The sequence below is a fragment of the Haloarcula sp. NS06 genome (genome assembly GCF_051122755.1).
Classification (GTDB): domain Archaea; phylum Halobacteriota; class Halobacteria; order Halobacteriales; family Haloarculaceae; genus Haloarcula.
Map to the genome: position 1 here is coordinate 1335293 of NZ_CP184844.1, position 12658 is coordinate 1347950.

A 12658-nucleotide genomic window follows, 5' to 3' on the forward strand; every position below is an offset into this window, starting at 1 on the left:
ATGGTGACTTTCGACTGTCGCGCCGAGCGAGTCGACGACGTGACGCTCGTCACGGCGACTGTCAGCGACATCGCTGAACCGACTCGAATTACTGTCCGGAACTGTCTCGATGGTCCCCTCTGGCCGCCGAGAACGCAGGGCGTTCCTGCGGCTGGCTGGTCTGAGGACGGGTTCGAGGGTGTCATAAGACCGGGAACACGTGCCCTTGGGTACGCGACGCCGGCCCAACCGTCTGCCCAGCCGGCGGAGCTGGTGAGTGCCGCGCCAGCATCTGATAACACTGTCGCGGACGAGCGACTCGACTCTGCGAACGCCGTTCTCAGAGAACTTGGTGACCCGTCGCCGCCTGCTGCTGCCGTCCCAACAACTGAGTCGGTGGAGGCAGCCGAAGCCGCGAGTGCTGGGTCGCCCGGTCTAACGCTTGAACAAGACACCAAACTGCAGCCAGAGGGATGCCAACCGTCAGCCGAATCGAGGACTGTGGCCGGCCACCAGCCGGACCAGCAACCTCCCGATGCAGTTTCGCAGTGGCTCGAAACCGTTGCTCGGCGGGTTGACCGTGCTGAGCGGCTGGCCGAGGTGGATTCGCTGTCGGCGGCGACGGCTGCGGTTCGCGCGGCGGGCGGCCTGTCTGGCGTCCGGACAGTTGCGGCACGCGGCGATACTGATGAGCAAATGCTCCGGGCACTGGCCCGACGGGCCGAACGGCTTGCCGACCGACGAGCGGCTGCCACGGTACCGACCGAGACGCTGTCGCGCTTGGCATGATTCTGGCAGTCACCGGCGGTAAAGGCGGTGTCGGCAAGTCGACTATCGCGTACAACCTCGCAGCGGAACTTGACGCGTTCGAACGGACTGACAGCAGCGACTCGCGCCCGACTGCGAACACTGGGAGCGTCGTCGTCGACGGCGACCTCGGGATGGCGGACCTCCCGTCCAGTCATGGCCCCGACCTGCACGACGTTCTTGCCGACCGCGCTGACCCGCACGAAGCTGTCCGGGAGGGTGGTCCCGTGACTCTCGCCCCCTGCGGACGAACGCTGGCCGGTGCTCGCAGTGCCGACTTGCGAGCGCTCACAGATGTACTCGACGCGCTGGAACGGACTTATCGCTGGGTCATTGTCGACTCGCCTGCTGGGATGCACGCCGACGTGGGACTGCCCCTTGCAGCAGCCGACGCCGCGGTACTCGTCACGACGCCGGAAGACGCGGCCCTCGCTGACGCGCTCCGGGTCAGGGCGCTGGCTCGCGAACTTGACGCCGGGCTCTGTCGGGTTGCCCTCAACCGCGCCGGTCCAGATCCCGCGACTGGGGCTGTCGCGGACCGGTTCGGTGCGCCAGCTGTCGCTATCCCGAAAAGTGACCCGCTAGCCACGGCACAGGCACATGGACGACCGCTTCGAGACACAGCGCCGGACACGTCGGCTCGGCGCTCGCTCCAATCGCTCGCCGACGCCGTCTATTCCTGTAGCTCGGTGTAGGTTCCGCGAAGCGTGACCGGCGTCACGTCCGCCGTTTCTGCCGCTTCGGCCTGTGTGAGCGCCACACCCTGCTCTTGCGCCGCGGTGTAGAGACACGCTGCCGCGACGCCGGCCGGATTGCGCCCGCTGACCAGCCCACGGTCTTGTGCCTCATCGACGAGCCCTTCCGCACGCTGCCGGACTGCCGTCGGCAAGTCCAGCGTCGTTGCGAACCGAGGGACGTACTCGCGGGGGTCAATCGGACCAGTCGGTAGCCCGAGCTCCCTGTTCAGAGCGTCGTAGGCCGCGCGGAGCTCAGCCTGTGTCGCCTTGGCGACGGTACAGAGTTCGTCGACGGTCCGGGCAACGCTTTCGGTCCGGCAGGTGGCGTAGATGGCCGCGGCCGCGAACCCTTCCAGCGTTCGTCCCTGCAGCAGATCCTCGTTCTGTGCGGATTCGAACAGCACACAGGCCCGGTCCCGGATCGCGTCTGAGAGCCCCATCGAGCTGATGATACGCCGGATCTCGGTGAAGGCGTACACCTTGTTTCGCTCGCGTTTCGAGCTGATCTGGGCGCGGTTATGCTCGCGGCGGAGGCGGGCGAACTGACGCCGCTTACGCCCTTTCAGCCGTGTCGACCGGCCGATTTTCGTCGAGAGGCCGCGGTCATGGCGTGACCGCGTCAGCGGCGCACCCGTGCGTGCCCGGTCAGTGTCGTCATCGTCGAATGACCGCCACTCCGGACCGGGGTCGATGGCGTCCTCGCCGACGACCAGCCCGCAGCTGCCACAGACCGATTCGACGCCCTGCTGTTTGACCGACCCGTTACACTCCGGACATTGCGTTACCGTCGTACTCATGTTTCCACCTACGGCCGGATGGAGGGTTAAAAAACCGATGCAAAGCAGGGTTTCCGGGCACTTTTCGGCGAAACTGCCTACCGGTAACCGGTAGGTAGACCTCAGGAGTCACACTAGCGCATATCGAGATACCGACAGCATTAAATTCCGACGAAAAGAATGAAATTTTAATGACGCTGTCGGATATCGCCGCCGGTGTCGAGGTCACGACCCACCAGCGTGACCACGGCGTCGCTGCTGTCGACGAGACAGACGCGCCGCTCCAGGAGCGACTGGTCTCCGTGGCCGATGATCTCCCGTGCTCAGCGGCGACAGCGGCGACCGTCGTCGAGGCCTACGCAGCCGGCCGGAGTGTCGGCGATGCGGGCCGCGCTGCCGGTGTTGCACCCGTGATGGCCGCCAAGACGCTCCATCTCGTCGGTGAACAGGTCTCGCCGGTCGGCCCACAGGGCCGTGAGATAATTGCCGATTGGCTTGCCGGAGACCTCTCCCGCAGTGACGCCATCGCACTCGCTGACGTGACTGAACAGGAGTTTGCCCTGGCTGTGTACATCGAGACGCACGACCCGCTGCCCGCGGCCCGTGACGCCGTCGAGGGGGCGCTTACAACTGAGGACCGGGACCCGTTAGGAGAGACGATGAGCGACGTCGGCGAACTGCTGTGAGCGTGTGCGAATGACTTTCTTGCCGAGGTCGGGAGTGAGCGACGTCGGCGAGCTGCTGTGACGGTGTCGCAACTGCTCTCTCGCTCTCGCCTCCTGCCTGGGGCATGCTTAACACCCATGGCTGCAAACCCGGAGATATGTCGGCTTCGGAACTGGCGGACCGGGTGGCAGAGGTGCTTGCGACGGACAGCGAGGCGTTCAATGAGCGCGCTCGCGAGGAGGCACAGGCGCTCAAATCCGCTGTTCGTGACGGGACGTTTGACAACACGGAAGCAATCGTCGGCATGGAACTGGAGCTGTATGCTGTCGATGAGCAGACTGACGCGCTCCAGCGGGTCCCCCGTCAGTTGCTCGAACTCATCGGGTTCGAGAAAGAGCTTGGCCTGCACAACGCCGAGATGCAGACGAGTCCACAGCCGCTGAACACCCACGGACTGGCGGCCCAGCGAAACGAACTGAAGGCGTCGCTGATGCCGGCCCAGCAACGGGTACGCAACGAGGGCATCCGCCTCGTCTCCGATGGTATGTGGACTGTTCCGCCCGCCGGCGAGACAGCCGAGACGTATCTCTGTGACTGCGTTGAACAGAGCGGCGTCCGCATCGGGACGAACATGTCGGACTCCGTTCGCTATCACACGATGGCCAACACGGACTACCCCTCGGCGTTTGAAATTGACGCACCACACGTCTCGCTGGAGGCCGAGACGGTGATGCCGGAATCGCTTATCACTTCCATTCAACCACATTACCAGATTCCTCACGCTCCGGACCTGCCGGAGTATTTCACCTATGCACTCCGTATCGCCGCGCCGCTTTTGGCGCTTGGCGTCAATTCGCCGTTTTTCCCGCCGGACCTGTACGACGACGCGCCCGATCCGGAGATTGTCGCGGGGGCGAACATGGAGAACCGCATCGGCGTCTTCGAGTCAGTCCTCAATCCGCCCGACGGCGACTCGACGCCACCGAAGGTCTGTTTCCCCCGGATTTCGACACCGTTGAGGATGCCATCGATGACATCGTTGCGGACGACACTATCGTCCCGGTCGACCTGCCGTCGGGCACCCGCTTCGACGACGACTTCGTCCACCTCCGGCACAAGCATGGCTCCTACTGGCGGTGGGTCAGGCCGGTGTTCGAGGGAGCCACCCGGTCGGCGGCTAACGCCCGCATCGAGTTCCGCCCGCTGGCCGCACAGCCGACCGTCGACGACGCAATCGGATTCGCGGCTGTCTTCGCCGGCCTGATGGAGAGCCTGCCACAGCTGGAACACCCTATCCGGTCGCTGGACTGGGAGACGGCAAAGCGGAACTTCTACACCGCCGCCCGGAACGGCCTCCGGGCGAAAATCGAATGGATCACCGCTGACGGGGCGACGACGACCAGCACCGAAGAAATATACGGTGAATTGTTCGAGCACGCACGCGAGGGGCTCGAACAGCGCGGTCTCTCGGCGGAGGAGGCACACGGGTACATCCGGCCGCTGCGTGAACGCGTCGACCGCCGGCTTACGCCCGCACGCTGGAAACACGACTATGTCCGCCGCCGCGTCGAGGAGAACGTCCCGCTGGCCGAAGCGATCTGGGGGATGCAGGCCACCTATATCCGCCATCAGGAGGAGAATCTGCTGGAGGGGAGTTTCGTCGACTGGTTCGAGTAACTTCAGTCCCCGGTCGCCAGCTCTGACTGGTCCGTTTCCTCGCGTCGGTTCGCAACACCAGCGTACGCGACGACGTTTGATCCCAGTTCTTCGACGCGCTCCCCGATGTCTCCGTCGGCGATGCTGCCGTCATCGAAGGCGGCCCACGAGTCGGGGATGGCGACATCTTGCGGGAGCGGCCAGCCTTTCAGCTCAAGGACGGAGGCCCGAAGATGCTGTAGCGTCGGCGTGGGGAACCCGCCGCCGGCCACTGCGAGGATGCCGACGGTTGTCCCCTCTACGTCGTCGATACCGCAGTAGTCAAGCGCCGTCTTCAGCGGTGAGGCGATTGTGCCGTGGTACACAGGCGTTCCGAGGATCAGTGCGTCGGCCTCGCAGACACGGGCGGCGAGTTCCGGGCCGTCACCGGAGTCAGCCGCACTCGCGTCAGGGTCGAACAGCGGGAGGTCCCACTCCCGCAGGTCGATGTGCTCAACCGTTGCGCCAGCCCCCGCTGCCGCGTCGAGGGCGCGCTGGACAGCGATTCTGGTTCCGCTATCGTCACGAAGGCTGCCGCTGACACCGATAACGTGTGGCGTGTCGTGCATTGTCTGCCTGTTCGTAGCTGCCGCCTATCAGTAAGTATTCTGAGAAATAGATTTCAGTACGTATTTTGATAGGTAGCTGCGTGGCTAGACGGTCCGTGGTGACGTTGCGAGTTTCACTCGCGTTCACTGGGGAGTGGCTTCCCAACCGCGGCTGTCGCTGTCTGTGACTACGCCTAGTCTTCGTCGTCACTATCTGCCTCGTCCACCTCGTCCACTTCGGACTCTTCCGTCTCATCCACCTCTTCGTGCTCGTCGTGCTCGGCGAACTTGACTTCGGCTTCGAGTTCGATTTCGACGCCCTTGCCCTCTAGCTCTGCCTCGAACTCCGCCATGTCTTCGACTTCGGCTTCCAGTTCCGCTGTGTCTATCTCCACTTCGACTTCCACATCGACGGAAACGTCGTCTTGGTCCATATCAACGTTCCGAGGGGCTGACATAACTCCGTTTTGCAACCGGCATCCCGCGGACGACTTCGACATCGATATCTGTGTCAATCGCCGACAACCCGCCATGAGCGACCCCGTGGATGTGACCGTTGACGCTGACGACGAGTCGGAATCGGTCCGAATCCACGACGACGGTGGTGAAGTCGAAGCCGGCGACGCGACCGTCCGATTCAGCTTTTCGGGGACTAGCGACGACGAGCAGTCGCCCGACGGCAATGACGACGGTAACGAGCTGCGCCGCATCGTCGACCTCGATTCGGTTCCCACTGACAGTACGCTCGTTTTCGAGGCACGTGACGGTCGGCGCGGTGTCAACTGCATCCTGCACCGTTCGGGTGATGCCGTCGCCGCCTGGCGCAACTCCTGCCCTCACCAGCCCGAGGTCCCGCTGGATCCGGGCCGGGGCGCGATTGTCCGGGGTGACCAGCTGGTGTGTCACAAACACGGCGCGCAGTTCGAACCCGACGACGGCGTCTGTACGCACGGGCCCTGTGCCGGTGACGCCCTCGACAGTATCGAAGTCTCGGTTCGGGACGGCGACGTGTACCTGATCGACGAGCGCTTCGAGCGGGCCGAACGGCGTTGACATCGCTGTCTGCGTGCTTTCTGCAGTTGTCTCCAAACAAGCAGCCCGTCAGTCGTCGGCGACGGCCGGTTCGCTGTTGCTTCGGGGATCGGCCTCACGCCACGTTCCTCGGAGGAACCAGGCCGCTGCAAGGCCGGCCGCGAGGACGTTCGAGACGGCGAAGGCTAGCCAGATACCCTGTTCAGCCAGCGAGTACGCGAAGAGGTCGACGACCTGCGGGCCAAGCCACGCTGGGACCGCGACCGGGCGGGAGGCGACCCAGGCGACCGGCAGGCGGATGATTCCCAGCATTGTCACCGCCAGCGCCGCTGCGGTGAGCGTCTTGCCAGCCCCACGGAACCCGCCGGAATAGGCCCGAACGATTCCGATGAAGCCGAAGGTCGGGGCAACCCACTGGAGGAACTCAGCCCCGATTCGGACGACTTCGGGGTCGTCGCTGAACACGCTCACGACGGTTGGTGCGGCGAAGATAGTGACCACGCCGAGGACGGTGAGGATGGCAAACGAGACTTTTGCGGCGAAGTGGTTCGCCGTCGCTGCGCGGTCAGGCCGCTCGGCACCGAGGTTCTGGCCAGTCATCGTCTCGACGCCGCGGTCCATCGCGATGGCCGGCATGAACACCAGCGAGAACACGCGGATGCCGACACCGAAGGCTGCCACGATGGTCACGGAGAACGTACCAACGATGAACAGCATGGCGTTGACCGACACGGCGCGTCCAGTGCCTTCAACGGAGGCCGGGATACCCAGCTTGAGCAGTTTCCGGAGGTACTCTAGATCAGGCGCCATATCGCCGAGATGAATCCGCACGCCGCGCCGGCCCGACAGCAGGATACCGATGCCGACGACCAGCGCGACGCCACGCGAGAAGATGGTCGCGACGGCCGCACCGACCACGCCCATCTCGGGGAACACCCACCAGCCGAAGATGAGGAACGGGTCGATGACGATGTTCAGTACGACAGTCCCGAACATCACCAGCATCGGCGTGATGGTGTCACCGGCCCCGCGCATCAACGAGATGAACACGAAGAAACCGAACATCGCCGTCAGCCCGAGCGAGACGACCTGTAGGTAGCCTGTTGCGCCCGGTAGTACCTCGCTGGATGCGCCCAGCAGCGACAGGAAGTCCTCAACGAAGAAGTAGCCAGTCGCGCCGAGCAGTACGGAGGCCAGTAGCGCGAACGTCACAGTCTGGGAGGCGGCGTACTCAGCCTCGCGGTGCTCCTCGGCCCCGGTGTGCTGGGCGACCAGTACGCTGCCCGCCACCGATAGCCCCATGCCGAGCGAGATGAGCAGGAAGATCATTGGGAAGGCAAAGGAGATCGCCGCAAGCGCTGTTGTGGAGTACTGGCCTAGCCAGAACGTGTCGGCCAGATTGTACGCCACCTGTAGCAGGTTTGTGATGACGATGGGAAAGGAGAGAAACAGTAGCGGTTTGCCGATGTCGCCGCTTGTCAGGTCCAGTTCCTCCTGCCCCTTGAACAGGTTCCCGACCAGAGCGCCCAGACGGCCTAGCTTTTGCCGGATGCTCACGCTGTGACCTCCTGCTGTCCGTCCAGAAGGTGTGTCTCGACGTACTCGGTGAGCATCCGTCTGGTACACTTGACCGGGCGTCCGGTCGTGACACGCTCGGTCGCCGCTCCGGTCAGCACGGTGACGATGAACTGGGCGGTCTCCTCAGCATCGAGGTCGGATTTGAATGTCCCATCAGCGATACCGTCTTCGAGAATCACTTCGAGCTCGTCGACGAGGTAATCGTCGAACTTTGTGAGCCGCTCGCGAAAGCCAGGTTCGTAGGGCGCGTGGGCCCGGATTTCGAGAATCGCCGTCCCGAACTCCTCGCTCCCGTCGTCTGGCTTGTCTAGCACGGAATCGATGAGCGAAAGCAGGCGCTCGTGTGGGGTCTCGCCGGCGGGGTCCTCGATCCGGTCGACGAACCCGTCATAGAGGTATTCGAGGAACGCACAGAGGAGGTCGTGTTTGCTGTCGTAGTGGTAGTGGAGGGCAGCCTTGCTCTTGTCCGACTCATCAGCGATGTCCTGCATCGTTAGATCCGCGTAGCCGTGCGTGCACAGCGCCCGGTAGGTCGCATCCATAATATCGTCAGCCGTGTCGCCGTCGTCCATTACGTGTAACTAACTGACTGGTCAGTCAAGTATTCGTCGGTACCGTCTGCAGGTGGGTTCGAGTGGTCTGCTAAATCAGGTACAGACTCGTGGGAGCCGTCGCTCTGGGAGTGTTCGGAACGACGGCAGAAGGGCCGGTCGCTACTCTATCAGATCAAGGTCGAACTGCTCGTGTTCGCTTGCGGCGTTGAGTACGACGGAGGTGTTCGACTCCCTGATGTCAGGGTCGGTCAGTAGTTCCTTTATCTGGGCGTTCATGCCGTCGGTGTCGGTGAACTTCCCGACCGCGATGATATCGTAGTCGCCGGTGACCTCGTACACTGAAATCATCTGCTTGTGTTCTTTGAGGTCTTCGGTGACTGCCGGGAGCGACGACCCCTCCACCTTGAGCTGGATGATTGCCGTCACGTCGTAGCCGAGCTTGTCGTAATCGACTTTGGGGGTGTACCCGTTGATGATCCCCTCGTCTTCAAGATCGGAGAGGTGGTTTGAGACGGTCGTTACCGACACGTCGAGGTCCTCTCCAAGGCTTCGGAGGCTGGCACGGCCATCGCCCAGCAGGGCATTCACTAGCTCACGGTCGAGATTTTCGTACGTCATTACATCGGGGGACGCCCCCCAGGGATTAGAATTTTACGAATGTCCAAATGTAAGCGAAAGCGTCGAAACCTTTGCGCAAATCAGCAGGGTTTTAGTAGTAGCACCGCTCCTATCGGGTGTCCAAAGATGACAAGCGAACTTTCAGAGGCGGCACAGGAGGTACTCGACGAAATCGACGAGAAGAACGTCGACTTCCTTCGGCTCCAGTTTACCGACATCCTCGGCACGATCAAGAACGTCTCGATCACAGCCGACCAGGCAGAGAAAGCGTTCACAGAAGGAATTTACTTCGACGGCTCCTCGATCAATGGCTTCGTCCGGATTCAGGAGTCCGACATGCGTCTGGACCCGGACCCCTCGACGTTCTCCGTGCTCCCGTGGAGAGAAAACGTCGAAGGCGGTTCCAGTGCCCGTCTCATCTGTGATGTCATCGACACCTCGACCGGCGAGCCGTTCTCCGGCGACCCGCGTGGCGTCCTGAAGCGTGCGATCGAGCGCGCAAACGACATGGGCTATACGGTCAACGCCGCGCCCGAGCCCGAGTTCTTCCTGTTCGAGGAAGACGAAGAGGGTCGTGCGACGACAAAGACCAACGACGCCGGTGGCTACTTTGACCTCGCGCCGAAGGACCTCGCTTCCGACGTGCGCCGTGACATCATCTACGGCCTCGAAGACATGGGCTTCGACATCGAAGCCTCCCACCACGAGGTCGCTCAGGGTCAGCACGAGATCAACTTCACCTACGACGACGCGCTCTCGACGGCCGACAACGTCGCGACCTTCCGCTCCGTCGTCCGCGCCATCGCGGCCGAACACGACCTGCACGCGACGTTCATGCCGAAACCTATCCCGAAGATCAACGGCTCCGGGATGCACACGCACCTCTCGCTGTTCACCGAGGACGGCGAGAACGCGTTCCACGACGAGGACGACGAGTTCAACCTCTCCGAGACGGCAAAGAGCTTCACCGCCGGTATCCTCAAGCACGCACCGGCTATCACGGCCGTCTCGAACCCGACCGTGAACTCTTACAAGCGTCTGGTCCCGGGCTACGAGGCGCCTGTCTACGTCGCCTGGTCCGACCGTAACCGCTCGGCGCTCATCCGCAAGCCGGCCGCCCGCACCCCGGCCGCAAGCCGTATCGAGGCTCGCTTCCCCGACCCGTCGTGTAACCCGTACCTCGCCTTCGCCGCACTCATCCACGCCGGTCTCGACGGCGTCGAACAGGATCTCGAGTGCGACGACCCTGTCCGCGAGAACATCTACGACTTCGACGAAGAGAAACGCGAGGAGTACGGCATCACCACGCTCCCATCGAACCTCGGCGAAGCCGTCGAGGCGCTCGAAAACGACGAAGTGATTCAGGACGCACTCGGCGAGCACGTCTACGAGAACTTCGTTGAGGCCAAAACGCAGGAGCACAAGGAGTACCTTGTCGACGTCTCCGACTGGGAACTCGACCGCTACCTCGAGAAGTTCTAAACGGCTCCCTATTCAGTATTTTTCTGCGAGGCGCTCACCGACCAGCGGTAGCGTTAGCAGCGCTCCAGTCCCAAGCCCCGCAAGCACTGTGACGACGCCCGGCGTCGGATCTAACCCGAACGTCACGCCGAGCAACGTTCCGACCGAGACAACGCCCAGCAGCGCTGTGATGCCGACACCGCGCCGGGTCGGCTCCGGGATCGCATCTCCCAGTAGCGACCAGACCACGGCACCCGCGACAGCGACACCCAGCGCGCCGGCCGAATTACGGGAGACGCCGGTGACGAGCAGCCCCGCCACGGCGATGACGGCCGCGAGGCCAAACACCCGCTCGGGCGTTTTGAGCGCGCCGAGGGCGAATGCGAGGGCTGTCCCGGCGATGGCAAAGCCCGCAACGATATCGGCGAGGTAGTGGACGCCGAGTACCAGTCGAGAGAGCCCGATGAGGGAGACGATTACCGCGGCGACAGCGGTGCGCTGTCGACGCGTGCCGACCCGGAGCGCCCACGCGATGCCGCCCCAGACGAGCAGCGAAAGGGTGGCGTGGCCGCTCGGGAAGCCGAACCCCTCTCCGGTCGCCATCGACTCGTAGGCGCCCCGTAGCGCCGCCGGAAGCAGTTCGGCGTGGGTGGCCGTGCCCGCCCCGGGCGGCCGCGGCAGCGCGAACACGCCCTTCAGTGACACGACGAGCGCGACACCGACGGCGAGTAGCGCCACCAGCATCGCCGTCCGGTCGCGAGTGAGGTCCTGCCCAAATTTCGGCGTCCACGGGCCGAGCCAGTACAGCAGGCCACAGGCCAGAAACGTGAACCAGAAATCCCCAAGCTGGGTGATCAGCGCGAACAGCACGACGACCGCGCCGGGCAGCGCTGACAGCACCTCGGTGACCCCGACACCCCGTATCACTGTCGCCAGTCACGCACGCGGTCGACGAGCCGTCCGGGGAGGCCGGTGGCAGTAAGCGTCACACCGACCGCAATCATGATCGCATAGAGGCCCAGCGTTGACAACCAGATGACCAGCATCGCCAGCACAGCATAGAGCCCCTCCAGATAGTAGAACGCGCCAAGGGTCATGATCGTGCCGTACAGCAAGACGATGTAGGGGCCCCACTGGCGGGCATGGCCGCGGCGCATCCGGCGGCGGACGTACTGCTTGAGGTCCGACCGCACCTCGTCACGGTGGAGCGTCCGGCCCTCGATGTCCTCGCGGAACGACTCGAACTCCTCGCGGAGTTCCTGTAGTTCCTCATCTGTCAGCGTATCAGTGTCTCGTCCGGTCGGCCCGGTTCCGGCTGGCGGGGGCGTGTCGGTCTCGTCAGCGTCCTCACTCATCGCTTTGCCGGACCGTCGGCGCGATACCTGTTGTAGTTGCCGGTCCGCGAGCGCCGCGTTGACCGCTGCCCCCACGAGGAGCACCTGTCCGGCGAAGTAAAACCACGTCACGAGCAACAGGACCCCACCGATGACGCCATACACTTGATAGGAATCGGCCTGCGCCGCATAAACGTTGAATCCTGTTCCGAGTAACGTCCACCCGGCACCGGCAAACACCGCGCCGGGAACGGCCTCCCGCAGTGTGATATCCTGATCGGGAAAGAGGTAGTACAGCGGGAGGAAGGCGACTGCCAGCACGGGAACGAGCGCGAGCCCGCCGAGCGCGACCTGCACGCCGAGTACCGTCCCGAACGCGCCGATGATACCGAGCCCGACCAGTGCGATACCGATGCCACCCAGCGCAGCCAGCCCGTCGATGACTTCGCCGACAATCGAGTCGGGGCCGTCCGTCCCGTAGACGCGACTGAAGGCCGTATCCAGCCCGCGAAACACCTTGAGCGCGCTCCACAGCGTCACGCCGACGCCGAGCACAGTCGCACCACCGCGACCGGCCCCGCTGGTCAGCGCGTCTTCGAGCAGTGTCGACGCTGCCGGTGTGAGCACGTCCCCCGCCGCCGTCACGATTCGCTCGGCGAAGGCTTCTCCGCCCGCCAGCGTGCCGACGACCAGCGTCAGCAACAGCAGCGGCAGGAGCGAGACGAACATATAGTAGGCGATGCCAGCGGCGAGAAAGGAGACCTCTTCCTCCTGAACGGTACGGATGACAGCCCGACCGACGGAGACAGCGCGTGTGCGGTCCACGCGAGCACGTCAGAGTGGAGCCACAAATATACTGTCGACTGGCTGATG

At 63.7% G+C, this 12658-nt stretch carries 13 protein-coding genes and 1 pseudogene; 6 read left to right on the forward strand and 8 right to left on the reverse strand.

Annotation, left to right across the window (positions count from 1 at the left end; translation table 11 throughout):
- The gene (locus ACODNH_RS10630; RefSeq protein ID WP_306710105.1) at positions 1-768 is read left to right on the forward strand and encodes a hypothetical protein; all 768 of its coding nucleotides are present in this window, start codon (positions 1-3) and stop codon (positions 766-768) included.
- Positions 765-1481, forward strand: a complete 717-nt coding sequence (locus ACODNH_RS10635; protein ID WP_306710107.1) for a MinD/ParA family ATP-binding protein — start codon at positions 765-767, stop codon at positions 1479-1481. The genes ACODNH_RS10630 and ACODNH_RS10635 overlap by 4 nt, the downstream gene beginning before the upstream one ends.
- On the opposite strand, the gene ACODNH_RS10640 is transcribed toward ACODNH_RS10635, so the two are convergent.
- Entirely contained in the window at positions 1460-2320 is an 861-nt protein-coding gene (locus tag ACODNH_RS10640; RefSeq protein WP_306710109.1) for a transcription initiation factor IIB, read from the reverse strand. The genes ACODNH_RS10635 and ACODNH_RS10640 overlap by 22 nt on opposite strands.
- Before the next feature lie 170 nt (positions 2321-2490).
- Between ACODNH_RS10640 and ACODNH_RS10645 the strand changes: the two genes are divergently transcribed.
- Both ACODNH_RS10645 and ACODNH_RS10650 read left to right on the forward strand, forming a co-directional pair.
- The gene (locus tag ACODNH_RS10645) at positions 2491-2985 is read left to right on the forward strand and encodes a hypothetical protein (protein WP_306710111.1); all 495 of its coding nucleotides are present in this window, start codon (positions 2491-2493) and stop codon (positions 2983-2985) included.
- Positions 2986-3122: 137 nt separating this feature from the next.
- A pseudogene (locus ACODNH_RS10650) lies at positions 3123-4642 on the forward strand (hypothetical protein).
- Between the two features lie 2 nt (positions 4643-4644).
- Here the strand turns inward: ACODNH_RS10650 and ACODNH_RS10655 are convergent.
- Both ACODNH_RS10655 and ACODNH_RS10660 read right to left on the reverse strand, forming a co-directional pair.
- Complete coding sequence (locus ACODNH_RS10655) at positions 4645-5229, reverse strand: NADPH-dependent FMN reductase (RefSeq protein ID WP_434531353.1); 585 nt, start codon at positions 5227-5229, stop codon at positions 4645-4647.
- 173 nt (positions 5230-5402) lie between these two features.
- Positions 5403-5642, reverse strand: coding sequence for a hypothetical protein (locus tag ACODNH_RS10660; RefSeq protein WP_434531354.1), 240 nt, complete (start codon positions 5640-5642; stop codon positions 5403-5405).
- Positions 5643-5739: 97 nt separating this feature from the next.
- Here ACODNH_RS10660 and ACODNH_RS10665 point away from each other — a divergent pair, with 97 nt between their 5' ends.
- Positions 5740-6261: a Rieske (2Fe-2S) protein gene (locus ACODNH_RS10665; RefSeq protein ID WP_434531355.1), complete on the forward strand. Its 522-nt coding sequence runs from the start codon at positions 5740-5742 to the stop codon at positions 6259-6261.
- Between the two features lie 48 nt (positions 6262-6309).
- On the opposite strand, the gene ACODNH_RS10670 is transcribed toward ACODNH_RS10665, so the two are convergent.
- The 3 genes from ACODNH_RS10670 to lrp all read right to left on the reverse strand — a co-directional run bounded on the left by ACODNH_RS10670 (position 6310) and on the right by lrp (position 8990).
- The gene (locus ACODNH_RS10670; RefSeq protein ID WP_306710120.1) at positions 6310-7797 is read right to left on the reverse strand and encodes an MATE family efflux transporter; all 1488 of its coding nucleotides are present in this window, start codon (positions 7795-7797) and stop codon (positions 6310-6312) included.
- Positions 7794-8390 carry a TetR/AcrR family transcriptional regulator gene (locus ACODNH_RS10675; RefSeq protein WP_306710122.1) on the reverse strand — a complete coding sequence of 199 codons (597 nt, stop codon included), beginning with the start codon at positions 8388-8390 and terminating at the stop codon, positions 7794-7796. The genes ACODNH_RS10670 and ACODNH_RS10675 overlap by 4 nt, the downstream gene beginning before the upstream one ends.
- Before the next feature lie 141 nt (positions 8391-8531).
- The gene (lrp, locus tag ACODNH_RS10680; protein WP_306710124.1) at positions 8532-8990 is read right to left on the reverse strand and encodes an HTH-type transcriptional regulator Lrp; all 459 of its coding nucleotides are present in this window, start codon (positions 8988-8990) and stop codon (positions 8532-8534) included.
- Positions 8991-9116: 126 nt separating this feature from the next.
- Here lrp and glnA point away from each other — a divergent pair, with 126 nt between their 5' ends.
- Positions 9117-10472, forward strand: a complete 1356-nt coding sequence (gene glnA / locus ACODNH_RS10685) for a type I glutamate--ammonia ligase (protein WP_434531356.1) — start codon at positions 9117-9119, stop codon at positions 10470-10472.
- A gap of 12 nt (positions 10473-10484) precedes the next feature.
- Here the strand turns inward: glnA and ACODNH_RS10690 are convergent, their stop codons facing one another.
- Together ACODNH_RS10690 and ACODNH_RS10695 are read right to left on the reverse strand one after the other, a co-directional pair.
- Positions 10485-11378: a phosphatase PAP2 family protein gene (locus ACODNH_RS10690; protein WP_434531357.1), complete on the reverse strand. Its 894-nt coding sequence runs from the start codon at positions 11376-11378 to the stop codon at positions 10485-10487.
- The gene (locus ACODNH_RS10695; protein ID WP_306710131.1) at positions 11375-12610 is read right to left on the reverse strand and encodes a YihY/virulence factor BrkB family protein; all 1236 of its coding nucleotides are present in this window, start codon (positions 12608-12610) and stop codon (positions 11375-11377) included. The genes ACODNH_RS10690 and ACODNH_RS10695 overlap by 4 nt, the downstream gene beginning before the upstream one ends.
- Between the last annotated feature and the right edge of the window lie 48 nt (positions 12611-12658).

Coding starts and splice junctions, on each gene's coding strand:
- ACODNH_RS10660 (WP_434531354.1), bottom strand. CDS start 5,642: ATGGACCAAGACGACGTTTCCGTCGATGTGGAAGTCGAAGTGGAGATA.
- lrp (WP_306710124.1), bottom strand. CDS start 8,990: ATGACGTACGAAAATCTCGACCGTGAGCTAGTGAATGCCCTGCTGGGC.
- ACODNH_RS10630 (WP_306710105.1), top strand. CDS start 1: ATGGTGACTTTCGACTGTCGCGCCGAGCGAGTCGACGACGTGACGCTC.
- ACODNH_RS10655 (WP_434531353.1), bottom strand. CDS start 5,229: ATGCACGACACGCCACACGTTATCGGTGTCAGCGGCAGCCTTCGTGAC.
- ACODNH_RS10635 (WP_306710107.1), top strand. CDS start 765: ATGATTCTGGCAGTCACCGGCGGTAAAGGCGGTGTCGGCAAGTCGACT.
- glnA (WP_434531356.1), top strand. CDS start 9,117: ATGACAAGCGAACTTTCAGAGGCGGCACAGGAGGTACTCGACGAAATC.
- ACODNH_RS10645 (WP_306710111.1), top strand. CDS start 2,491: ATGACGCTGTCGGATATCGCCGCCGGTGTCGAGGTCACGACCCACCAG.
- ACODNH_RS10665 (WP_434531355.1), top strand. CDS start 5,740: ATGAGCGACCCCGTGGATGTGACCGTTGACGCTGACGACGAGTCGGAA.
- ACODNH_RS10675 (WP_306710122.1), bottom strand. CDS start 8,390: ATGGACGACGGCGACACGGCTGACGATATTATGGATGCGACCTACCGG.
- ACODNH_RS10640 (WP_306710109.1), bottom strand. CDS start 2,320: ATGAGTACGACGGTAACGCAATGTCCGGAGTGTAACGGGTCGGTCAAA.